We start from the raw sequence: 4,043 nt of genomic DNA on the forward strand, positions 1-4,043 counted from the left end.
GACGCCGAGAGTTTTAGGCAGTCCCGCACCCAGATCGCCGCCGATATTGCCCGCGCTGTGTCGCTGGGGCGGCGCGGCCTCTGACCAAATCTTCATGAAAGGATCGCCAAGCGTGGCATTTCACGAGGTCCGGTTTCCGGACAATATCAGTCGCGGCGCGCGTGGTGGACCGGAACGGCGCACCCAGATCGTCGAACTTGCGAGCGGCGACGAAGAGCGCAACGCAAGCTGGGCCAACAGCCGAAGGCGCTACGACGTCAGCTATGGCATCCGCCGCGCCGACGATCTGGCGGCGGTGGTGGCCTTTTTCGAGGCGCGGAACGGTCGGCTTTACGGTTTTCGCTTCAAAGACTGGGCGGATCACAGGTCCTGCCTGCCTTCGCGGGCGCCAGCAGCAATGGATCAGCAGATCGGCACAGGCGATGGCGTGACGACCAGTTTTCAGCTGGTCAAACGCTATGCCTCGGGTGGACAAAGCTGGGTGCGGACCATCACCAAGCCTGTCGCAGGCACCGTCCAAGTCGCCTTGAACGGCGTCACGCAAGCCTCCAGTTGGTCGGTCGATCACAAGACCGGCCTTGTCAGTTTCGAGACCGCGCCCTCCACCGGCATTGCCATCACGGCTGGGTTCGAATTCGACGTGCCGGTCCGCTTCGACAGCGACGCGCTGGACGTGACGCTGGATATCGAACGGCTGGGATCCATCACCTCAATTCCGCTCTTGGAGATCCGGCGATGAAGACGCTCCCGCCCGCCCTGCAGGCGCATCTCGACAGCGGCACCACCACCCTCGCCTGGTGCTGGCGCATCACCCGCGCCGATGGCATCGCCTTCGGCTTCACCGATCACGATTGCCCCCTCAACTTCGACGGCACCGAGTTTGAGCCGGACAGCGGTCTGACGGCGAGCGAGATCAGGTCGGGCGCCGATCTCTCGGTGGACGCCCAGGATGCGGCAGGCGCGCTGCGCTCGGACCGGATCACCGAGGCAGACATTCTGGACGGACGCTGGGACAATGCCGAAGTGGAACTCTGGCGGGTCAACTGGGCCAGTCCTGCGCAGCGGGTGCTGATGCGGCGCGGCGCCATCGGCCAGATCCGGCGCGGGCACCATGCCTTTGTCGCCGAGATCCGGTCGATGTCGCATCTCCTCGGCCAGACCGTCGGGCGGACCTTTCAGGCGAGCTGCGACGCCGCGCTGGGCGATGCCCGCTGCGGTGTCGATCTGGAGGATCCGGCCTATCGGGGCACCGGCACCGTGATCGACAGGCTGCGCGACCGGGCCTTCACCGCCTCGGGGCTGGGCCGCTTTGCACCCGGCTGGTTCCGCTTCGGCACACTCACATGGACCACCGGGCTCAATGCCGGTCGCCGGGCTGAAGTTCTGGCCCATGATCCCAGCGATGGCATTGCTGTCATCACGCTGCTGGAAGCCCCGATCCGCCCAATCGGCACGAGCAACAGTTTCACCATCCATGCGGGCTGCGACAAGCGCATCGCCACCTGCGGCGCAAAATTCGGGAACGTCATCAACTTCCGGGGTTTTCCGCACATCCCCGGCCAGGACACCATTCTGCGCTATGCCACATCGGACGGTGGCCATGATGGTGGTGTGTTGTGACCCGGCTGCAGACCGCAGCCGATCCCGACCGCGTCATCGCCGCCGCGCGCCGCTGGCTCGGCACGCCTTATCACGATCAGGCCAGTTTGAGGGGCGTCGGATGCGATTGCCTCGGTCTGGCGCGTGGCGTCTGGCGGGAGGTCGTGGGCGACGAGCCTTTCCCGATCCCGCCTTATAGCCGCGACTGGGGCGAGACGGGGTGCACCGAAGTTCTGGCCGAGGGCGCGCGGCGGATGATGATCGAACTGCCGGTCGCGGATGCCGGGCCGGGAGCATTGATTCTCTTCCGAATGCGTCCCGGCGCCATCGCCAAGCATGTCGCGATCCTCACCACGCCGGACCGCTTCATCCACGCCTATGAACGGCTGGGCGTGATCGAAGAACCCCTGACCTCTGCCTGGCGCCGCCGCATCGCCTCCACCTTCCTCTTCCCCATCCTCTGAGATTTTTCCCATGGCAACATTGATACTGGCCTCGGTCGGCGCCACGATTGGCGGCGGCTTCGGCGGCGCGATCCTCGGCTTTTCCGGCGCTGCCATCGGCGGCATGATCGGGTCCACCATCGGCGCGGCCGTCGACAGCTGGATCGTCTCCTCGCTCGCCCCGGCCCAGCGTATCGAGGGCGCGCGGCTTGACAATCTGCGCATCACCGCCTCGACCGAGGGCGCGGTCATTCCGCGCGTCTTCGGCCGGATGCGCTTGGGCGGCAATATTGTCTGGGCGACGGATTTCCGCGAAGAGACCCGGACTAGCCGTCAGGGTGGCGGCAAAGGTGGCGGTCCCAAAGTCGAGACCACCGAATATCTCTACTATGCGTCTTTCGCGGTGGCGCTCGCCGAAGGGGAGATCACCGGCATCGGCCGAATCTGGGCTGATGGCAAACCGCTCGACACCTCGGGGATTACCTGGCGCTGGTATCCGGGATCAGAGACGCAGGAGCCGGATCCCTTTATCGCCGCCACGACGGGTCCGGATGCGACGCCTGCCTATCGCGGCACCGCCTATGTCGTCTTCGAGGATTTGCCGCTGAACGACTATGGCAATCGCCTGCCGCAGCTTTCGTTTGAGGTCTTTCGCCCCCTTGCCGATCCCGACACGGCAGAAGGGCTGACCCGCGCCGTGACCCTGATCCCGGCCTCGGGCGAATTCACCTATGCGACCGAGCCGGTGCGCAAGGGTGGTGATGGCGACAGCACATCCGAGAACCTGAACGCCACCCCGGGCAGTGCCGATATGATCGTGGCGCTGGATCGTCTGCAGGCCATGGCGCCGAAGGTCGAAAGCGTCAGTCTGGTCGTGGCCTGGTTCGGCAGTGATCTGCGCTGCGGTTCCTGCGCCATCCAACCCGGCGTTGAGGTCGCGGAGAAGGCCAGCAGCCCCAGGACATGGTCAGTGAATGGCGTGAGCCGGGCCGATGCCCATCTGGTCAGCCGTGACGATCAGCAACGTCCCGTCTATGGCGGCACGCCGGCCGATTTCGCGGTGGTTCAGGCGATCCGGGAGATGAAGGCGCGCGGTCTGCGGGTCACCTTCTATCCGTTCATTCTGATGGATGTGCCGCCGGGCAACGCGCTGCCGGATCCCTATTCGGACAACACCACCGACATCGGCCAGCCCGCTTTCCCGTGGCGCGGGCGGATCACCTGTTCGCCTGCCGCTGGTCAGGCGGGCACAGTCGACAAGACGGCAGCCGCCGAGGATCAGGTGGCGGCGTTCTTCGGCAATGCTTCCCCGTCGGATTTCACCGTCTCTAGCGATGATGTCCGCTGGACCGGCGATCCCGGCGATCATGGGCTGCGCCGCATGGTGCTGCATTACGCCCATCTCTGCGCGGCGTCGGGCGGCGTGGATGCCTTTCTGATCGGCTCCGAGATGCGCGGGCTGACCACGATCCGCGCCGCTGGCAAAAGCTACCCGGCTGTCGCGGCCTTCCGCGCGCTGGCCGCCGATATCCGCGCCATTCTCGGACCCGGCACGAAGATCAGCTATGCCGCCGACTGGTCGGAATATTTCGGGCATCAGCCATCGGACGGCAGCGGGGATGTGTTCTTCCATCTCGATCCGCTCTGGGCAGACGAAAGCATCGATTTCGTCGGCATCGACAATTACCTGCCGCTGTCCGACTGGCGCGACGGCTTCGATCATCTGGACGCCCGAGACGGCTGGTCCGCCATCCACGACCGGGCCTATCTGCAATCCAACATCGCGGGCGGCGAAGGGTTTGACTGGTTCTATGCCTCCGAGGCCGGTCGGGCTGCGCAGGTCCGGACCCCCAATACCGATGGTGCCCACGGCAAGCATTGGGTCTTCCGCCCCAAGGATCTTTTGGGCTGGTGGTCGAACCGGCATTTCGACCGGCCGGGCGGCGTGGAATCCGCGGCACCGACGGCGTGGCTGCCCGAGTCAAAGCCGATCCGCTTCAC

The 4,043-nt window shown here is 65.5% G+C and carries 4 protein-coding genes and 1 pseudogene; all 5 read left to right on the plus strand.

Annotated features, from left to right (window positions below; translation table 11 throughout):
- A pseudogene (locus B4L36_RS16175) lies at nt 1-84 on the plus strand (phage tail tape measure protein); the annotation flags it as partial.
- Nucleotides 85-112: 28 nt separating this feature from the next.
- Nucleotides 113-739 carry a DUF2460 domain-containing protein gene (locus B4L36_RS05750; protein WP_292953717.1) on the plus strand — a complete coding sequence of 209 codons (627 nt, stop codon included), beginning with the start codon at nt 113-115 and terminating at the stop codon, nt 737-739.
- Entirely contained in the window at nt 736-1,620 is an 885-nt protein-coding gene (locus B4L36_RS05755; RefSeq protein WP_292953720.1) for a DUF2163 domain-containing protein, read from the plus strand. Before B4L36_RS05750 ends, B4L36_RS05755 begins: the two co-directional genes overlap by 4 nt.
- Entirely contained in the window at nt 1,617-2,063 is a 447-nt protein-coding gene (locus B4L36_RS05760) for an NlpC/P60 family protein (RefSeq protein WP_292953722.1), read from the plus strand. The genes B4L36_RS05755 and B4L36_RS05760 overlap by 4 nt, the downstream gene beginning before the upstream one ends.
- A 10-nt stretch (nt 2,064-2,073) precedes the next feature.
- Nucleotides 2,074-4,043: baseplate multidomain protein megatron (locus B4L36_RS05765; protein WP_292953724.1), on the plus strand; the 1,970-nt coding region annotated here is incomplete at its 3' end.

The sequence above is a fragment of the Paracoccus sp. UBA889 genome (assembly GCA_002294185.1).
Taxonomy (GTDB): Bacteria; Pseudomonadota; Alphaproteobacteria; order Rhodobacterales; family Rhodobacteraceae; genus Paracoccus.

Bases quoted from the DNA above. Each gene is read 5' to 3' on its own strand.
- B4L36_RS05755 (WP_292953720.1), top strand. From the start codon at position 736: ATGAAGACGCTCCCGCCCGCCCTGCAGGCGCATCTCGACAGCGGCACC.